The sequence below is a fragment of the Brevibacillus sp. NRS-1366 genome (genome assembly GCF_050467985.1).
Map to the genome: position 1 here is coordinate 24090 of NZ_JBITPN010000041.1, position 17956 is coordinate 42045.

The following is a 17956-nucleotide window of genomic DNA, read 5'->3' on the forward strand; positions in this document are numbered from 1 at the left end:
AATCAATACTTTCTGATCCAGTCAAAAAACCCAGCAAATGCTCGTAAATTCGGGCATTTGCTGGGTTTTACTTACGTGTATGCCGTGCATACGGATAAATAAAGCAGCATATCTAGTTCGTTATTTAGCAATCTCTGCCTTACTTCTCACGGAAATAGCTTGTTTGTACTTCTTTTGTGCATCTTTAAACGCAGCAATCAATGTTTTTTGCGAAGATCCAAAATATCGGTAGCGAATCTCTTCTCCAATCGCCTCTGACGCCATAATGGAATGACCAATGAAGATCGATCGGGCAAAGTCAGATGTCAGTTGGACGGTAGAGGAACAAGCAGCCTCTACAATCTTGTCGTTGGAAGTATCGACGACCAACCCGATAAAAAACGCACTGAATTGCTGCGTAATCGGATTGTTGGAAGAAGATTGAGCATCGCCAACAATATAAATGGTATCTTTATCAAACAAATCAAAAACCCCACTTTTACTATGCTTAAAGGACCGGCCATGCGAGACGTTCGGAGAGCGACTTCCTCACAATCGCAAGCTGGCTAAGCACTTTCTTACATAGTACCAGAGAAATTCATAATTTGTAAATAAGTCTGACTAATCTTTCACTTCTTCGACAGAAACAACGGGAAAGGCGTGAGCTGGCAGCATTGGCAAAAAAGGACGCTCGTCCACGTAGGCGACAATCACATGGGATGGACCGACCATCGTTTTCGGTGCGAGCCGCAGCTCTTCGCCCTGCTCCGTTACGACCGTGATCTGCAACCGCCCCCCTTTTGGTCGTACTGCCCCTGGTGTAGCTTGCTCCATCACAAACCTTGTCCCGTTATACTCAAAACGCAATTGCAGATCCTGCTCCCAAGAACGAAAATCCACGTAGTATCGGCCAAAAGGAATAGGGTCAGTCGTAATGCTGTCTGCGGCTGGCACAAACGCATATTGCTCGCGAACGTAACCGCCATTTTCTTTCATGCGTCTTTCAAAACGCTGAAGTGCCTCATTTTCGATTAAATCGATCACCCCTTCTGTCTTCAGGACAGGGTCGACAGCAAAGGTCGCATGGTGGTTAGCCAGCTCCAGCAGCATTTTCACCTCTGTTTTTTTCTGCATAGCCACATCAGCATCCACAACAAATGCTCCCACTAATAAAAAGAACAGGATAACCGAAATGGATAAGACGTTGATACCCGTAGTGATAGCCTCCTAACTGGAGCCGTTATGATGATAAGTCATAATCCATGACGTTAATCGTCCCTTGACGGATTACTTGTAGAGTCTTTGACGGCATCGGTATTAGCTTTGTAAACCGCGGAAATGGAATTGCCAGTTGCAGCACGAACTCGTCCTCATGACTTAAAAGGATCGGATCGACAGCGCGGGTACGGGTGACACTGACTGACAGTTCAGGATCTGAAAGAGACAGTTGCTTTTCTGCCAGCTCCCGTGAGATAAAAGCGCGAACCTTCTGCTGCAGCTCCACTTCACTGGTTCCCCCGTGGTTACTCACGTACTTCGTAGCGGCAGCACTTACCTCCAAAAGCTCGTTACGTGCCTGAACTACCGTATGAATTTGTAAAATTCCTAATGGTACCATCAGCAGCACCATGACATTGAGAATCACGGCAATCAATTGTCCCATCAGCTTGTACCAAATCGCGTCACATTCGTGAGCAAATCACCGAAAAACTGGGTGCACGCCGACAATAGATTGTCAGGTCCGGTAAAGAGAAGGTTCACAGTCAGAGGTAAGACCAGAGCCAGCAAAACCAAGATGGTGATCATTTTATTCATCCACTACCACCCCGGATCAAAATATTCAGATGGACGACTACCAGCAAAGGAAAATGACGTGTCTCCTTCCACAAAGCGATGTAACCACTGGGCTACCTTGGACGGGGTAACGGTAACAGCAAGCGTTACGTCTTCCTGCCGCTCCTTCCGTGCACGGGCACTCTCTACACGCGGCCAGCTCCCAGCGAATACATCGCCACTCACGTCCCAACCCAGCTCCCCCATTTTATCGAGATAATAATCGGCCAAGGACGGCTCCAGATAGCCAATATCCTGCATATCGTCAAGAATATCGGCATAGATACCTCGCGCAATTGCTCGTTCCATGGCATACATGTGATATGCCCCCAAAGCGGAAGTAACTATAATCAGGACAGACAAGCAAATGAGAAATACTTTTAACTTAACCATGTTTTCGAGAACGCAGGTCTCTTCTAATGGAAGATAACCGTCGTCGCTCTATACACCCTTTCTTGTTGTGTCTGGCGTAACTGCTCCTCTGGCCCGGAAGCCCACAGAAAGGATATGAGACTTCCTACCATAATCAAAATGACGAGAAAAACGTGATGGTGCAGCATCAGTTTGACGTGTAGGATGTGCCATTTTGCATCCGGTAGTTGATGTTTTCGTTTCTCGTATCGTAATTCAGAGAAGTGATGGATCTGTTAATGCTTTCAGCAGAATCGTTTGCTGCTGGGCTTAATTCGTTTCCGTATGAACTTACATGATTACAGCAAAAGAGTGCCATATTCTAAAAAAAGTTCTTATAATACTGATGGCGAGCATCTATACTTTTTCTCATCATTATACAAACGCCCTGTTAACGACAATAAGGTTATACCCAAATCTGACCAAGCTACATCTATCTACAAGTTTAATGGTACATCATTTGAATCTGCTCAATAAAAAAACAAGGAGATAGTAGATAAAAAATACTAGCTCCTTGTTTTTTTATTAATAACCCTGACACGTCATTCACGCTTACATTTATCTGTATTTTCATTACATACATTTACTTATAAAAACTTTAATCAAGACTTGTCAATGATTACGTTAAAAATTCATTGTTAGTACATTGTTCTTAGATGTAATTACGTAATGTGTATCAAGTCACTTTGAGCATTTTTGGTAAACATGGTATAATAGAACATAGGTTCGCATCTTAAGGAGTGTCTATGTAACTATTAATGATCGGAGGAACGTATGCAAAATAAATCGCTCAAAGAGGCATATATGCTCCAACTTAGAAGAATAGCCTGGCGTATTCAATACGAAGTAAAAAAACAAAACCACTTTGTACAATATTTAGGACAACCAATAGAATTTCTTCACTGTGATTATAATCAGGCGAGCTTTGATCTAAACCTGTACATTGAGGAAATATTGAGTAACCTAACCGATACAGGGAGATTTATTATCCAAAGACTGGTACTTGAAGGTGCAACTGAATCGGACGTTGCCAAACAACTCAATGTGTCCCAGCAATGGGTAAACGCTTGTAAACGAAAGTATTTAAATCAACTGCGCAAGTCACTAAGTACTTCTCAAAAAGGTGCTTAGTAATGACACTTGACGAGATTTCAGATCGTGATTTTTTAAATTTGTTGCAACAGGCGAGAACAAATAATCAAGCATTGGAAGCTTTGATTGATTTATTCGTACCAGAAATGATCACTATGGCAAATTTCATAAAGCAACCACGTGAGGATAGTATTCAACAAATGAAGATGGCGTTCATCTCCCTTATTCGTGACGAGCAAGCCGGTTTAGAACTTAACAGCAGCCTTATAAATGTAAAAGCCATGTTATGAGATTCCCTCTACATGGCTTGCTCTCTAATATTACTTATTTATCCCTACTCTTCTCGTACAAGAAACCAAAAAGTAATGTTTCTAAGAGTGGGATCAATGGGTAAATGAACACTGAATAATCGTGCATTTTCCATGAATATACTGCAGAAAAAATAACCCCTACCAACAAGTAAAAGAGAAATTTATTTACATTCGGCAGAAACCTTCTTTTCAGATAAAGTGCCACTCCATTTTTAGCTAACAATATAATAAGAATAATCGGTCCCCAAAAAAAGAAATTAAAGAACACAGCATTTGCTGAATTACTTAACTTCATATACTCTTCTGTACCTGGATCAAAATATTCTACTATAATTTCCAGCACATAAAACAATATCGCTAAGCCGACATTTATTAATAGGTACGGCCTCAATCGCAAATCCATAAATTTCCTCCTCCTTCTGTTGTATTATAAATCAAAACTTGCTATCAAAAAACCTCCTTATCCAATTTCAGGATAAAGTACCCATAAAAAGGCATCCCCATCTCAAGAAAATAAGTGGGGATGCCTTCTATGTTTAATTTCGGGACCATAGCCATCTTGAAAGATTAAGTCCCTTATTAAATTAATAATCTTTATTCACGCGAATAAAGTTGAAGAGGTATCGATCTTCACCATAGAAACTAAAATCCTCGTCTAGTCCATTATCATCATCATCTACTTGAATTGAGCTAGAACCAGATCCGTCCAACACGATTGCATTTGTTGGATCAAGCCCAACATGTGTTAACGAATCTTTCAGTAAAGGCACATTAATAGCATCAGGAACTACAATCAAGTAGGCATAGGAGCCTTTCCAAGCAAAAACTGTACGAGGTGTCGGTCCGTAGTACGCTGTATCACTCCAATCTGAAACGTTGAAGCTTGTTCCCCCAATAACATTTGTTGCTGTACTATACCGGTCCAAAACCTCAGAAAGTTTTGTTGCGTACATGTAAGCAGCTTTGGTATTTCCATTGCTATCCTCATAGAGTACCGCAGTTTTTCTAGACTTTGGATTTGATGAGGTTCCATTGTATTTGTAAATCTCAGGGAGGGTTTGACCTTCGTAAGTTACTTCGTCACCATCATCAAATTTATTGTAACAAATAGACCTAGCAGCTGTTGGAGGATTATTGTATCCATTATCTGCAGCAAAAAATCCCCCATTAATACCTGTTTCCGTAGTAGTTGAAAGTGGTCGCAAAATGGTTTTGGTTCTAATATTATCTAACTTCGTTTTGATTGTGAGCATCCGTGGCCCGCTGTAACCTCCATACATCGGTGCCCCTTCAAGGGTGAAGTATTCATAATTTTGTGGCATACTGTGTTCTCCTTTTATTTAGGATGAACGACCCTAAAATAATGTCGTCCTCACCCTTATAGGAAAAATTAGCGCCACTTTTACAACAAGATTTAATAAATTTTGCAGAAAAAATTTTAAAATTATATGTACCTACAGAAACTTCCAATTTATAGAAATCGTATTATATTATGGGATCTGGAGGTGATCATATACCGTTTAATTTCATTAGAACTAGAAAAATGGGGTGATTTATATGAATAAGACTAGGAATTGGATCATTGGTGTTGTTCTGGCTTCTATTGCGCTAAGCGTTTTTTTTCAATTCAAAGACCTACCTGGTAAAATGGGCGTCCTTCTGACGGTTAGGGAATTGATCAATGAACACAATAAAAAGTCAAATGAACTGGCAAATGAAGGCGCTGAAAATCATACCAATATCCAATTTGCTGAAGGTAAATATTATGTTGATGTTAATAAAAACGTCACTACTAGTGAAGGGAAAAAGCGCGTAAATCACTATGAATATGTTCTAGTATATGAAGCTTTACAATGGAAAGTAATCCGCGAAAGACTTACATATACGGATAAATAACCCAATAACCCGAATTTAATATTGTAATATTTTCCGGATAGATGTAATATAAAGACGATTCAAATATTTGGAAAATATGGGAGTGAATGTTTTGTGAAGAAAGCAAAATTTGCATTATTCGCTGCATTGTCTTTAACGTTAGGATTTAGTGTTGTTCCAACACAAGTGCTCGCTGCAAAATCAGAAGTCAGCGAAAAGCAGTTTACACCAGAGCTTCGAGAAGCGATTGATAACTTCTTCAAAGAAAGAGAGAAGGCAATTAATAATGGAGATATAAGCAGTCTCCCATTTGATAAAAACGATGAAACCTCAGTTTATCTTCAATATATTATCGATGTTGAAAACTTTGAAGTAACTGATTACAGAGTTTCCTATGATATTAAGGATGTCACAGAAAACAAAGATAATTATGAGGTAGATATCTACCTTATTCAGGAATTTGTTGTCAATGACTCAATTGAATCTGGTTTTGCAGATGACGTGAAGATAATTCTTACTAAACCAGCTACATCACTGAATAAGAATAGCCTCCTTAAAAATTCTCATGGAACTTCAGAAGGTTTTGAAATTGTAAAGATGTCTTCGGACACACTAGAAACGGATACAAGTAGTGATGATATTATTGAAAAGGGAAAAGACTTTAAAGCTCAATTGAAAAAACAAAGCGCAAAAAAACAAAATTCGCAGAAACAAGCAGCTAGTAAAGCCCCTCAAACTGCTGCGTTAGCGTCATATTCGTACGATGGTTCGGATGCTGCTGATTACGCCCTTGATTATGCATTAAGTCCAAATCCTGATTACTATTACTGGAACAACGATTGCACAAACTTTGTTTCACAAGCACTGAATTATGGTGGAATTCCCGAAAGAGGTACCACATCAGGTAACTACAAAAAATGGTTCTATCGTGATAGATGGGACGTCTCAAATAGCTGGATCAACGTTGATGATTTCTACGAAGTAGCTACTAATTCGTATACTATCTTCGGTTCAGAGTTGGATTACGCTAGTGAACTACGTTTGGGGGATGTAGTACAATACGACATTGATAGTGATGGAGACTGGAACCATACTGCCATCGTAACGAAACTCACTAATAATGGGCGATATGATATTCCACTCGTCTCTTATCATTCTTCAAATAGAAAAAACGTTGCTTGGGATTATTTCGTTTCAAAATATGATGAGTGCGATTACAGATTAATTGATATCCATGAATAATCTATTTAGCTAGCTATAACTGGTCTTTCCCCTCCCCTTCCTTACTTGAGCAAATCATAAAGAAACTAGCCGTTTAACTAGACAGAAAAACCCGTCTCCTGTGGTGATAAGAGACGGGTTTTCGAGTATTTAATACTATGCCGGTAAAACAAACTCTAGAAATACAGGTGATCGAAGCATCCCACTCCTCGTCCAATTCCGGAATTTAACCCGTGCTTTTATCTTAGGCTGAACATAGACAAAATCGCGATCCTCTCCCGTAATAAGAGGTTTTGCTACTCCATAGAATGCCTGTTTATGGGTTGGTGGTACACCAAGCTCAATAACACCTGCAGGTCGTCCGTTAACATGTGCCAACCATCCAAATTCACCTTTTCGATAGCCAGCTATGCTCACGTCGGCATACGAGTAGTTAATGATTTTTATAAAATCGTCTGTACGCTTGCCAGCATGATATCGACCGTCTTTTCTTTTGGCGACTACACCTTCCATATTACGTTTAACAATCAGGTCGTAAAGGTCCTCGCCACGCCCATCAATATAAGCAATTTTGCTTATCGTCGGCGTATCTGTGATCGCTCTATCGAGAACATCCTTGCGCTCCATCAGCGGCAAATCACGCAGATCAACTCCATCGTAATGCAAAATATCGAACACCACATATGATATAGGAAGCCGGGACTTTTTCGACTGGAACCTGGACATTGTTAATTCGAAATCTGGTATACCCGTTTCAGGGTCCATTACTGCAAGCTCACCGTCCAATACGATGTCAGGGCCATCAGCTAAGAGTTCGAGATACTTCGCCGTTACATCGTTGTTGTGGCGAGTGTAAAGGCGGGTAACCCCGTTCCTTCTGGACAACTCTAATCTATGACCGTCGATCTTGGGTTCAAAAATATAGCGACCGTCCGAGAACGGCTTATCTCTCTGTTCCAGCAGCATTGGAGATATAAATTCCATATAGCATCACCAATACAATTGTATCAATTCAAGGCATAAGGAGCGCTGGTAATTACTCGTAACTAACCTTCATAATATCCAAGAAGGGTATTTTCCTTGTTACTCCGTTTTCATCTATATGGACCAATCTTGTACGTGAATCAAGCACTGTGATCCGCCCACGCACTTTCTCAGTCAAGCCCCAAACGGTTAAGTTCCTCTCGTCTCCATCTTCTTTTGCTTCCACAAGCTGATTGCCTAAGTCTTCTAATTCAAATTCATCTCGTGTCGGTCGTTTCGGTGTAGTTGCCTTTGCCATGATATTACCTCCTAGCCTTTTACTTCGGTTATAGTATCCATTGGTATCCATTGGACATCCTCGTCAGTAAGCAACTTAACTCGCCTAGTATTCATGTCGATCCACTCAACCTTTCCCCACATCACGCAAGTCGTTCCCAGGCTATCCTTCTTGTGTTTCCACCAAGTAATGGTGACAGCATAGTTCTCTCGTCCGGCGTCTCTTAGTTGGTAATGGAATGATTCGAGTTCGTCCTGTTCGAGTTCAGGCATTCGCACAAGTTTTTCGTCCTCTTTCATCTGGAGATACAGCTCGCGTTGCTCTGACAATACCCAGCGACTTGCCGCAAATACGTTCTCTACTTTGCTCGCCATCTGTCATGCTCCTTCCGTTCCCAAGCCTCCAAGACTACCATGTGATCTGGATCTGATCTCTTCCACTCGATATACTCCTCTTTTGCAAGAACTTCAAGCACTTTCATGATACCGCCACGGCTGCGACCCGTTTTAATACACAATTCGTCTACCGTTGGGGTCCTACGCCGCCCGGCTGAGTAGTTGGCGATGACCCGCAGGACTTTCCTTTCGATATCAGACAGCACGACCAAACACCACCGGTTCAACAGCCAGAATGTTGTCGATGATGAAAATGCGCGGCGCTCGTCTGGTAAGACAGAAAGCTTTCAATCTGTTGCCCGATACCTCTAGCGGTCGCAAGGTTCGCAAAGTCATCTGCCCATCATTGCCGAGGTAGATGACTTGAGTATGTTGATGCTGGTCTATTGCTCGTTGCAGTTCCTTTAACACATCGCTCGCCTCCGACAAGAACATTTGTTTGCATTATATACGAACATTAGTTCCTTTAACAAGACAAAAAAATACCCACTGATAAGTGGGAGATTGTTTTTTAAGGACTCTTTCCTTTGAAAAAGTTAAGTGATAAAATATCGACTGAACTAAGATCAAGTTGTCTTGCAATATCCTCAATTACATGCAGACCAGTTTGCTTTTGGTACTGATCATATCTTAGTCGGAATGTACCATCTAAAATTTCTTTGTGGAATGCCGCGTTTAAAAGAGGTATAATTTCATAGTAGATACTTATAATGGCCTCGTGAACATTTACAAATCCATGTTCATCTGGGCCACTTTTTTTATATGTTTTTTCATCATCGTATTTGCATTCAGAGAGTTTACCCAATTCAAAGTGGATTCTCATATGTTGATATTCCAAAGTTAGTTCTAATTTGTGGAAAGGTGAAGACATACTTATCATTGTCTGTGTTACTGGTTGATTAGCAATATTCCCACCCGAACCAGTAAAAGTTGAAGCCCCTCTATGAGACTCCCCAGAAAAACCTGCAACATCTAATAAAGAAAGTTCGTTCCCAAACGGATCTTTAATCGTTTTGCCTTTTTTTAGTATTAACCAATTAAAAAAATTATGGTCAAATTTATATTGGGGTAATTCTCGATAGTCAATGTGTCCCCACTCATGATCCTTTAAAAAAAGTTTTGATCTAACATTAGGTTCAAGGTATTCTGCTGTAGCCAGGACAGAATACACACGTCCTTCCATTTCAAAAAATAACGTTTCTATTTCTTTTTCTTTTACGCGTGCATGTTTCGGCATCAGTCTTCCATCTCTATCAAACCTTAAATCTCTAGGTCCATTTTGTAGTTCTAAAATTCCTTTTGCAAAAATATATTCTATTGGTTTGTTAGCTATTCGCGATTGACGAAAAGACTTGTCATACACTATCCAACGATGATTCAAAGTTTTCTCAATCGTTGGTACAGAGGATTGAAGAAGATCACCAATATGCTGAACGTAGTCTTTTTTGAGTTTATCTTGTACCTCTATTAAAGTTAATCTAGGATCAAGAGCCCATAATACCAGGCGGGTCCTTTTCACTAATATTGCCCCCTCAAGGAAAAATCTCTACTGTATGTTTCCCATCATGCACCTCAAATAAGGATTTAAATAGGAATCCAGCTCTTTTTTTTTCGAACATAATATTTGTGTATACCAGAACTTTCCTCTCTGGCGTTTTATTTATACCTCTTTTTGTACTCACTACAAATTCATAATTTTTCTCATGTGGAAAGGCAATACCAATTGAGAGACTTTTATTGATTTGTTCAGTAATATCAATAGAGAAACCATCAAGTTCATCAATTACTTCAATTAACTCCGCTTTGTTTTTTGCTATAAGTAACAGGTCATCTGAATTAGAAGTAACCTTTATATACAATTTCCCTCTCTTTATTAATAATCTCGCAAGTAATGAAAATATACTGACCCTTCGTTCTAATGTGAACCCAATTTTTATTGTCTTTTCTTTCTCTTGGCTTGAATCATGTAATTCAGTTTCATTCTTTTTTGTTTTATTATTGATTAGTTTAACTTCTAGCTTAACTGCCCTTCTAAAATGAAAAGCCCATGTTAAAAATAAATACATAAACATTGCCGACACAATCCAAATTGTTGAACTTATAGTATTGCTTGTCCAAGTTGAGCCTGCATATAAATGAGTGATACTGATTATTGATAGTTTTATTAATTCTAATGCTAAAGCAGGAAAAGAAGTTTTAAGGAGATTTATTGCAATAACCCCCCAGCCTCGTCTGGCAGCCTGTAGTCACTTAATACATAAAAATAGTATGCTTTTTCAAACCATTCATTTACATTAAAATCTCCTAAAATATATATTACGCCATTTTTTGAAATTTCGACCAGCTCAGCTACATTTTTATCAAAAAAAGTTAAAGATCTAATCTCACATTCATATTCATCCATTAATAGAGCTATTCTTTTTGCTGCCTTCAGGAATTCTCCACAACTGAACAAGCTTTTCAATTCATCTAGATCTTCTTCTTCAATATCTACATCAAAAGCAATGCTCTTAGGTACTAATCTGAACTTACTTGCATCTTTAATAACTTCAAGAAATGAGTCTTGTAATATAAAGATGTCCTTTAACCCCAAACTGGTAATTTGGTTAATATTATAGGACCTATCAGCTATTGACTCATCTAGGGCAACGATTTTTTTATCAGAGGTGAGGTGAATGGATCCGTACCACTCTGATGGCATGTTAATCATCGCCTTTTCAACCATTGAACTGTACAGAAAAAACTTCATCCTCCTCACCTCTCTCAATAGTGTCTTATTACCCAATTATATACCCAAATACTGGTTTTTAGTAACCTAAATTTACCCAAAGTGTAAATAAATCCACAGCAGATTTCTATCAAGAAGAAATCGTCCCTACAAGGATTTCTTCAACCACTCCATACTGCTGGTTGCATCATGTTAACTACCTCACATCCAGGGACACATTCCCATACGTTTCGCCTCTGATGACCCACAAAAGTTATTTTATGAGTCAGAACGCTCGTCCATACGGCAAGTACGTTCTCGTAAAAAACGATACAATCGGGTTACCAGCCACGACCATGCTTGCTTTCCTCCGACCATGGCGAAACCGTTTCTTATCCGTGCCGGCAAATACTCGTATCGGTTTATCAGCTCTTTTTCCTTGGTTTTCTTTTTGCGATTGTTTAAATTAGTAAAATTCACTATTATTTATATAAAAATGGAGGAATATGATGAAGGCAACGGGGGTTGTTAGAAAAGTCGATGAGCTGGGACGTATCGTGCTTCCGAAGGAGCTGCGTGACCTTTTTGATATTAACATCAAGGATCCACTGGAGATTTATGTTGATGATGAACGTATCATATTAAAGAAGTATGAACCGGCATGTGTATTCTGTGGTAATGCCTTGGATACTTTCCGCTTTAAAGAGAAACTGATCTGTTCATCCTGTGTTAGTGAAGCAAAAAATGAATCGCAATAATCAAAAAAAGCCCTCTTCGGACAAAAAATCCGAAGGAGGGCTTCACTATTGATGCGATATTTTATCGGTTGCACGGTCCAGAAGTGTAAACACCAGCCAGGGCAATTCTTCTAGAACACCTTTCGGGTCGTCTTTTAGTCTCTGTTTCCATTTATCTGGATCATTCAGAAGTACTTTGGCAGCAAGATTGTCTATTGCCTTCAAGCCAGCTTCGCGTTCCCAATCCTCTAATTTCAATGTTGGCGCTTCTTTATCCACAGAGTTGTCAGACTTATCAACATCATACTTGTATAGTTCGTATTTCTCAATTAAGCTGATCAGCTTCTGAGGATACGCTGGATCGGTAGCATACCCACCGTCTTTGATCTTCTGACAGGCGGTTTTATAATCTGCCCCCAGTACCCCATGATATCGAGTAGGCTTGTCTCTTGTGCCTTTGAGGATCAGAGCTGAGTGGTCAGCGATAGATTCGTCCCAGCTGTTATACTTTCTGAATTTGGCACTCGTTGCAATTGGAGTAGCTCCAACATACTCCGTTGTAGGCATGTTAACACTACCTGCAGTTCCCGTCCCTTTGATTCCAAATAGGTTATTGGCGTTGATAGTCAGTCCGCTTTTTCCCCAATTGCTTTCCAGGATCGCCTGAGCAATCGTCAGCGATGCAGGTACCTTTGTGCGACGCATGTCCTCTACAGCTGCTGGTGCGATCTTTGCGATAAATTCTTGCTGGGTCATTCGGCATCATCCTTTCTCTTTTCTGTCGTCTGCTTCCAAATCTGGTGCGTCAAACTAGCAATACCAGCAGCTAAAATACCTTGCACGACACTTTCAACCGTAAATGCCTGTAAAATGCCGCAGGCCAACACAACACCTGCCAGTGTAAGAGACCACGGAATCATCCAATCCTGTACTCGTGGAGTGCGCTTCAAAAAGTATCCGAGCACCAGGAGAACAACCACAATAATGAGTGCTTTGTCTGCCATATACTGCTGGGCCAATACTAATAGGTCTGATTGATTCAATGCCCTACACCACCTTTAATGAAATTCCAAATGAGAGCAACTGCACCGAGTGCGGTGCCAACGATCCACTTTTTGTCGTCCTTGTTCTGTTTCTTGTCTTCCTCGATTTTCTTCTCCAATTCATCCAGTTGCTTGCTGAGCTCATCTATTCGTTTGTGCGCTGCCTTCGTACTCTGCAAGGCTTCGATAGCCAACTTCTCTGTCTGCTCTAGCTTGCCGGACATGCTGGACAACTGCTTGATCTCCGTCTCGATCTTGCCGATTGCTACCAGAATCTCAGTAATCCCCTTTTGTAAGTCTTTGATTTCGTCCACGGTCCTTTTGCCCTCCTCACCCCCTCGGGGCAATAAAAATAGCCCCGATCGGTTCGAGGCTGGCTGTCAGTCTTGGTGAAAAAAACCCCCGGGATTACCCCCGAGGGCTGGTTGATGGAAATGATGATTACCCAATATATTTGCTTGTTATATTGGACACACCCGCTCGCTGCCCTCCATCAACAATCATCCGGAAATAATAGGTCCCGGAAGCGAAGGATGGTAATTTTGCAAATACTTCATCCGTTGTAGAGGTAATAGGGCTATCCACTTCCGCATCTTGCCATGTTTGTTGGTCTGTTGAATATTGAATTTTAGCCGAGGTAACCCCGGTTAGTTGAGAAAATGACAGAAGTACAAATACATCTCCCAGTTCATTTTTGGCGGTGCCATTAGCAACTAAGTCAGTAATCGGTTTTGAGCTATTCTCGACTTATCCCCTTCTGTACTTGAGGGTTTTCGTTCGAGCCTACACCGTGCGGGCGACTTTCATCGCACACGGCGTTCCATCAACGGAAAAGAAGGTTTTTACAACGGGCACCTTCATGTTAACCAAGCTGCACGCGTTGGGAACCTATCCAAAGTTAATTCATTTACAATGGGAGCCACGTCAGCAGCTCCCTATAGAAAAACGCCCTATCCATATGGACAAGGCGCTTAAGTTGTAGCTTGGATTGGTTCGATGTACGAACTTGTATCATCAAACTCCTGCTGTGTAATCCAGCCATTATTGAGACCAACAGCAAGTTGGCGTGTGCGGTTTTCCTCATCAGCGTAAGGATTTGCTGTGTAGTTCTTAGCTGCAAACTGCTTCACAGGTTCATGGTACTCTGTAGGGATACCACCAAAACCATCAGATGGGGTAAATCGTTGCATTCCGCTGATGAAAATGTTGTAAGCATAGTTTGACGTGCGGAAAGAGTAGACTGCCATTGTACATTCCCCCTATGGTTGATTTCCAAAGTAATACTCCATAAAACCCATCAAATCCGCATTGACCTGGACGACTTGTGCTTCAAGAGTTGCCTTTTCTGCTTTAAGTTGGCTAACCTCCCCGACAAGTTGGGATTTTTCTGCCTCTAGCCTTGCAATTTTTGCCTCTGGGGTTTCCTTTTGCTTCTGCCTAATTTCCATGATGCTCTTCACGTTTTGAACCTTTATACTCAATCGAACGCACCTCCATAGCCATCCACATGCACTCGTTGCGTAGCGGTTCCTTTGGCGACAGTTGCCCAAACACAGATAGCCCAGTCCTCTGCTGTTTTAGTAGTGTTTGTGAAGAGATAGCCGCGCCCACCACTGACTGCCCCTGTCGCATCTTCCCATGTTGCAACCTCATCCAAAAAATTGTTGGTAACCAGCACGCTTTCAATCTCAGAACCGGGTGGTAGGTATCGCTCAAGAGTGAACAGTACCCGTTCTGGCATGCCGTCTAACGTAAAGAGAGCGTCCACAGCAGGGTTATCGAAATTCAGCATGAACTCGATATGTGTTTCGGTACGAGTGAAGGTATAGGTCCTGGTTGATTTCAGCCCTTTGCTATCAATTGCCTCGACGATAAGGGAGTGTGCAACGCCCAAATCCAATCTGATCCATAAATCATGAGGAATCGTGACGGTCTCCTGTCGTCCGGCAACTCCAACAAAAGAATCAATGACTGTTCCGTTGACCTTTTCCGTGATTGTGAAGGTGTCAGTCTCAGGCTCTGTAACCGAGTATGTTTTCGACGGAGGTACTAGAATAGTCCCAAGATTTTCATTCGCCCCAGAGATAACGGGTGGTCGATTCCATACGACCTTGAACTTCCGAGTTTCCTCTACGCTCTTACCTTGCTTATCGTCTTCTGACCAAACTGTTAGGGTATGATCCACGTTTTCAGCCAAATCAACGCCTACTATGTCGATTGCACCGTCATAGAGCCGCTTATTGCTGAATGTAAGATTTTTAGAAAAAGAAAAAGGGTTGCCATTCGGAACCCTTGAATCAAGATTCTTGGCTGCCCCATTATTAATCTTGTATCTAACGGTTACTGAATCCCCAACATCTTGATCATTCGCAGTTCCCTTAACTGGAAGCGTGTTTCCTTCCGCCAATGTCTGATTATTGGCAGGCGATGTGAGTGACACTGTTGGCATGCTGTTAGTCTTTGGTTCAAGCAATAAAGCTGTACTATACGATGTTGTACTGGTTGACAAAGCAACTGTCATTTCTGCTTGTGACTGCGATCTTAAATTGTGTAAATAACGTTGCATCAAATGGAAAGACTTCGAATCAGTAGAAGTCGTCGAGAACTTAGAAGCATAACTGAGTGGAGAAGTAAAAGTCGCTCCTGCAAATACCGATGTCATCACAATAGCAAGTGTATTATCTACAGTGGAACTAATGCTCAAAGGGTACGATGTTGATTGGTTTGATGTAATGGCATTCTGTGAAGTCGCATGTACGCCTTTTACATTTCTAAACGCATAAGCTATTGATGCCGATTCGCCGACTGGGCTGTAGGTGAATACTGGATTGACTTCTCCACTTTGTGCATTTTTCTTATACACACGATAGGTAATACCGTTGCCTGTCGTTGAATGAGATAAGACCCATCCTGATGGTGCAGTTACAACCGATGTTGTATTGTTAATGTTTAAACATACAAGAAGTAAATCCCCTTCTTGTACACCAGTCGGTAATGAAACCGTCCTTGATGAACCATTTGTAATCCCAAGTGTTCCTGCCCCCACATACTCCACCTGTTTTTTGCCTGTTGTCGGGATTGAGTAGTCGACTTCTAAAACTGGTCGGTTTGCTACTGTGGGGTGATTAGCTGAACTAAATTGGATGTTTACACTGGTTGCTTCATTTGGAAGTTTGAATAACATCCCGTAGTTTTTTGCTCCGTTTACCCAATCTTGTACTAATGTTTTCACATCAAATTGATGTAACCCATTTGCTGTTGTAAAAGCAAGAGGCGTTGGTTGTGCTGTATCATAACTAGGAGCATTTGCCCATGTCGCACTTGTGTCCACCCAACTCGACGTTATTTTGTGAAGATTAACCGTACTTGCTGGGCCTGACTCTTTGTTCAATTTTAATACCGCGCTATTGATAATGGCGCCATTAGGTATCAACCCCAAATCGAACAATTGCAACGTCCTGTCAATGGTTGAACCGCCTTGAACCGCTAGGGTATTCTCTGTTGCATAGTTAGTTGTCGTATTGACGCTATTAATACGAGTGTCTTTTACTACTGAGTTTGCAGGTGATATCGCAACCAGGTTCCCTTTTGCGAGACCAAAAACACCTTCATCAGAACTTATTACCCCGCCTTTTCCATCGTCGGCAATAACTCTCCAGTAATACATGCCTACTGCCCATGCAGAGCTGATTCCCTTCTTGGACGTGGCGCTCCCTACACTGGCATTATAAGTGTTAGATGCTCCTGCTGATGTGCCTACCTGCAATGTATAGGTGAGTGCGTCACCATCAGGATCGCTACCAGACCATTGAAAGTTAATGTCCGTGCCTTGTTTGATAGTTTGATTATTTGCTGGTGACGTGAGAGTGACTATTGGGTCGCTATTCGGTTCGAGAACAAGCAATTGACTCGTTCCGCTATTTGTAGAAGCAGGCGTTGTCGTAACTTCACTCGTCGTTTGGTCTTTATCGCTGTGCATGTACCTGAATGACATTTGTGCAGTTCTTGTGTTCGTGTTGTCATAACCTTCTGCGTAGCTTAGCGGTGGAGTGAACGAAGTGTTACCAATGGTCGTATTAAAAAGAGCGAACACCGTTTTTTCCACAGCGACAGTCTTTGTGGCGGTAATAGGGACGAAAGACGTTGCCGAAAGGGCGCCTTGTCCATCGGCAGAAACAATCCCCTTAACGTTTCTGAATGCAGACATTTTCGCTAACATGTACGTAGCTGCACTAACGTTAACTACAGGGTTTGATTCGCTTCCGCTATGTGTTTTTGTTGCTAAAACAGCTTTTACTGTGGTTGATAGATTAGTCGTCAAGACAACATTCCAACCAGGAGGAAAAGTAACGTTAGCGGATTGATTTCCGACCAACAGGTTAATAACTAACAAATCTCCTGATATTGCGCCTGCCTGCATCGGAACCGAGATAGATGTATCAGAAGCAACGTAAGCTGGCGAAAAGTTGTTAGAAATGACTTCGATCTGTTTTTTGCCTGTTGTCGGGATTGAGTAGATGATGGTCAACATTGGGTTTTTTCCTGCATTCTCAAAACTTTGGAAGTGCCTCAAGGTGTTCAACGTGATTTCGTCATCAGCTTTCAGCATCAATCCATAGTTGGTTTCTCCATTTACCCATCGTTGCACCAAGTTTTTAATGTCCACCGACACATCCACATTACCATAACCGACCGAAACAAAAGACGCGGAAGGTGTTTCCTCAAAAGATGGCTGAGTATTCCAGTTAGTTGAATCCGTAAAACTCTGGGTTAACTTATGGACATTTACCGTTTTTGAAGTAGCCCCGTCAGTTTGAAAAAATGTCAGGTTGGCACTATCAATTACGACGTCATTAGGAATCATCCCAAGGTCAAAAAATAACAACGCTCTAGTTATTGCATTGGATGTCGTGCCCACCCCTACGACAAGCGAGGTGCTTGCGCTGTAATTCTGTGTAGGCAAATCCTTCTGGATGGACGTGTCCCTTACTACCGTATTCGTTTTCGCTAAAGTATAACCCGGCATGTTCCTCCCCCTCCCCTAACCTTCTGCAAATGGCCGTTAGTTCGACGGGTTCCTATTTCTTCCAA

Annotated in this window: 26 protein-coding genes; 5 read left to right on the forward strand and 21 right to left on the reverse strand. The window is 41.4% G+C overall.

Translation table 11 applies throughout. From position 1 onward, the window contains the following. Positions 1-120: 120 nt before the first annotated feature. From ACIFQN_RS26325 to ACIFQN_RS26345, 5 genes are all read right to left on the reverse strand, one after another. Positions 121-462: a DUF3870 domain-containing protein gene (locus ACIFQN_RS26325; RefSeq protein ID WP_429836000.1), complete on the reverse strand. Its 342-nt coding sequence runs from the start codon at positions 460-462 to the stop codon at positions 121-123. 138 nt (positions 463-600) lie between these two features. Next, on the reverse strand, positions 601-1164 hold the full coding sequence (locus ACIFQN_RS26330; protein WP_429836105.1) for a hypothetical protein: 564 nt from the start codon (positions 1162-1164) through the stop codon (positions 601-603). Between the two features lie 55 nt (positions 1165-1219). Further along, the gene (locus ACIFQN_RS26335; protein WP_429836001.1) at positions 1220-1642 is read right to left on the reverse strand and encodes a hypothetical protein; all 423 of its coding nucleotides are present in this window, start codon (positions 1640-1642) and stop codon (positions 1220-1222) included. Next, complete coding sequence (locus ACIFQN_RS26340; protein ID WP_429836002.1) at positions 1642-1794, reverse strand: hypothetical protein; 153 nt, start codon at positions 1792-1794, stop codon at positions 1642-1644. The genes ACIFQN_RS26335 and ACIFQN_RS26340 overlap by 1 nt, the downstream gene beginning before the upstream one ends. A 3-nt stretch (positions 1795-1797) precedes the next feature. After that, a complete protein-coding gene (locus ACIFQN_RS26345; RefSeq protein ID WP_429836003.1) occupies positions 1798-2130 on the reverse strand; it encodes a hypothetical protein in 333 nt (110 codons plus the stop codon). A gap of 867 nt (positions 2131-2997) precedes the next feature. On the opposite strand from ACIFQN_RS26345, the gene ACIFQN_RS26350 reads away from it, so the two are divergent. Then, entirely contained in the window at positions 2998-3354 is a 357-nt protein-coding gene (locus ACIFQN_RS26350; RefSeq protein ID WP_429836004.1) for a sigma-70 family RNA polymerase sigma factor, read from the forward strand. Between the two features lie 2 nt (positions 3355-3356). After that, on the forward strand, positions 3357-3605 hold the full coding sequence (locus tag ACIFQN_RS26355) for a hypothetical protein (RefSeq protein WP_429836005.1): 249 nt from the start codon (positions 3357-3359) through the stop codon (positions 3603-3605). Positions 3606-3639: 34 nt separating this feature from the next. Here ACIFQN_RS26355 and ACIFQN_RS26360 read toward each other — a convergent pair whose 3' ends face one another. Together ACIFQN_RS26360 and ACIFQN_RS26365 are read right to left on the reverse strand one after the other, a co-directional pair. After that, the gene (locus tag ACIFQN_RS26360; protein WP_429836006.1) at positions 3640-4029 is read right to left on the reverse strand and encodes a hypothetical protein; all 390 of its coding nucleotides are present in this window, start codon (positions 4027-4029) and stop codon (positions 3640-3642) included. 181 nt (positions 4030-4210) lie between these two features. Then, complete coding sequence (locus ACIFQN_RS26365; protein WP_429836007.1) at positions 4211-4948, reverse strand: hypothetical protein; 738 nt, start codon at positions 4946-4948, stop codon at positions 4211-4213. A 235-nt stretch (positions 4949-5183) separates the two neighbouring features. On the opposite strand from ACIFQN_RS26365, the gene ACIFQN_RS26370 reads away from it, so the two are divergent. Beyond that, positions 5184-5522 (forward strand): hypothetical protein, encoded by a 339-nt coding sequence (locus ACIFQN_RS26370; protein WP_429836008.1) that lies wholly within the window; start codon positions 5184-5186, stop codon positions 5520-5522. Between the two features lie 93 nt (positions 5523-5615). Further along, entirely contained in the window at positions 5616-6743 is a 1128-nt protein-coding gene (locus ACIFQN_RS26375; protein WP_429836009.1) for an amidase domain-containing protein, read from the forward strand. 135 nt (positions 6744-6878) lie between these two features. On the opposite strand, the gene ACIFQN_RS26380 is transcribed toward ACIFQN_RS26375, so the two are convergent. The 8 genes from ACIFQN_RS26380 to ACIFQN_RS26415 form a co-directional block, all read right to left on the reverse strand. Further along, entirely contained in the window at positions 6879-7706 is an 828-nt protein-coding gene (locus tag ACIFQN_RS26380; protein WP_429836010.1) for an ATP-dependent DNA ligase, read from the reverse strand. Between the two features lie 52 nt (positions 7707-7758). Next, entirely contained in the window at positions 7759-8004 is a 246-nt protein-coding gene (locus ACIFQN_RS26385) for a hypothetical protein (RefSeq protein WP_429836011.1), read from the reverse strand. Between the two features lie 11 nt (positions 8005-8015). Further along, entirely contained in the window at positions 8016-8357 is a 342-nt protein-coding gene (locus ACIFQN_RS26390) for a YolD-like family protein (protein WP_429836012.1), read from the reverse strand. Further along, entirely contained in the window at positions 8342-8584 is a 243-nt protein-coding gene (locus ACIFQN_RS26395; protein WP_429836013.1) for a hypothetical protein, read from the reverse strand. Before ACIFQN_RS26395 ends, ACIFQN_RS26390 begins: the two co-directional genes overlap by 16 nt. Continuing rightward, positions 8574-8789, reverse strand: coding sequence for a WYL domain-containing protein (locus ACIFQN_RS26400; protein WP_429836014.1), 216 nt, complete (start codon positions 8787-8789; stop codon positions 8574-8576). The genes ACIFQN_RS26395 and ACIFQN_RS26400 overlap by 11 nt, the downstream gene beginning before the upstream one ends. 100 nt (positions 8790-8889) lie before the next feature. Continuing rightward, the gene (locus ACIFQN_RS26405) at positions 8890-9897 is read right to left on the reverse strand and encodes a hypothetical protein (protein ID WP_429836015.1); all 1008 of its coding nucleotides are present in this window, start codon (positions 9895-9897) and stop codon (positions 8890-8892) included. A gap of 13 nt (positions 9898-9910) precedes the next feature. Next, the gene (locus tag ACIFQN_RS26410; RefSeq protein ID WP_429836016.1) at positions 9911-10450 is read right to left on the reverse strand and encodes a hypothetical protein; all 540 of its coding nucleotides are present in this window, start codon (positions 10448-10450) and stop codon (positions 9911-9913) included. 134 nt (positions 10451-10584) lie between these two features. After that, positions 10585-11127, reverse strand: coding sequence for a hypothetical protein (locus ACIFQN_RS26415; RefSeq protein ID WP_429836017.1), 543 nt, complete (start codon positions 11125-11127; stop codon positions 10585-10587). 464 nt (positions 11128-11591) lie between these two features. Here ACIFQN_RS26415 and ACIFQN_RS26420 point away from each other — a divergent pair, with 464 nt between their 5' ends. Beyond that, a complete protein-coding gene (locus tag ACIFQN_RS26420; RefSeq protein ID WP_429836018.1) occupies positions 11592-11843 on the forward strand; it encodes an AbrB/MazE/SpoVT family DNA-binding domain-containing protein in 252 nt (83 codons plus the stop codon). Between the two features lie 45 nt (positions 11844-11888). Here ACIFQN_RS26420 and ACIFQN_RS26425 read toward each other — a convergent pair whose 3' ends face one another. The 6 genes from ACIFQN_RS26425 to ACIFQN_RS26450 all read right to left on the reverse strand — a co-directional run bounded on the left by ACIFQN_RS26425 (position 11889) and on the right by ACIFQN_RS26450 (position 17891). Next, positions 11889-12578, reverse strand: a complete 690-nt coding sequence (locus tag ACIFQN_RS26425) for a glycoside hydrolase family 73 protein (RefSeq protein ID WP_429836019.1) — start codon at positions 12576-12578, stop codon at positions 11889-11891. Then, positions 12575-12865, reverse strand: a complete 291-nt coding sequence (locus tag ACIFQN_RS26430; RefSeq protein WP_429836020.1) for a phage holin family protein — start codon at positions 12863-12865, stop codon at positions 12575-12577. The genes ACIFQN_RS26425 and ACIFQN_RS26430 overlap by 4 nt, the downstream gene beginning before the upstream one ends. After that, complete coding sequence (locus tag ACIFQN_RS26435) at positions 12862-13179, reverse strand: hypothetical protein (protein WP_429836021.1); 318 nt, start codon at positions 13177-13179, stop codon at positions 12862-12864. Before ACIFQN_RS26435 ends, ACIFQN_RS26430 begins: the two co-directional genes overlap by 4 nt. 657 nt (positions 13180-13836) lie before the next feature. After that, positions 13837-14112 carry a hypothetical protein gene (locus ACIFQN_RS26440; protein WP_429836022.1) on the reverse strand — a complete coding sequence of 92 codons (276 nt, stop codon included), beginning with the start codon at positions 14110-14112 and terminating at the stop codon, positions 13837-13839. A gap of 12 nt (positions 14113-14124) precedes the next feature. Continuing rightward, complete coding sequence (locus ACIFQN_RS26445) at positions 14125-14313, reverse strand: hypothetical protein (RefSeq protein WP_429836023.1); 189 nt, start codon at positions 14311-14313, stop codon at positions 14125-14127. Between the two features lie 29 nt (positions 14314-14342). Next, on the reverse strand, positions 14343-17891 hold the full coding sequence (locus ACIFQN_RS26450) for a DNRLRE domain-containing protein (RefSeq protein ID WP_429836024.1): 3549 nt from the start codon (positions 17889-17891) through the stop codon (positions 14343-14345). Between the last annotated feature and the right edge of the window lie 65 nt (positions 17892-17956).